2 tRNA genes are annotated in these 336 nt (G+C 52.4%); both read left to right on the top strand.

Annotated features, from left to right (window positions below):
* Positions 1 to 79 precede the first annotated feature (79 nt).
* Positions 80 to 156 (top strand) — tRNA-Ile (locus ACZ9W6_RS17650).
* Between the two features lie 11 nt (positions 157 to 167).
* Positions 168 to 243 (top strand) — tRNA-Ala (locus tag ACZ9W6_RS17645).
* The last annotated feature ends 93 nt before the right edge of the window (positions 244 to 336 follow it).

Here is a 336-nt window from a genome sequence, read left to right as displayed (position 1 = left end):
GGTTGGGCACTTACAGCCTATCGGTTATTCGAAGTTAAGGGCGACACAGTTGCGAGAGTGGCTGTGTGGTAGCAAGACTGGGTTTGTAGCTCAGCTGGTTAGAGCACCGTGTTGATAACGCGGGGGTCGTTGGTTCGAGTCCAACCAGACCCACCAGTGTACCCTTTGGGGGATTAGCTCAGTTGGGAGAGCACCTGCTTTGCAAGCAGGGGGTCGTCGGTTCGATCCCGTCATCCTCCACCATCCAATGCAAACAAAAGCGCATAGGCGGCAGCCTGTGAATTTCTGTTTGCGTTGTAAAAAACGCCCGATCTTTAACAAATTGAAGAAGCCGAA

It is taken from the genome of Vogesella lacus (assembly GCF_979366295.1).
This window is presented reverse-complemented; position numbering and strand designations above follow the sequence as displayed.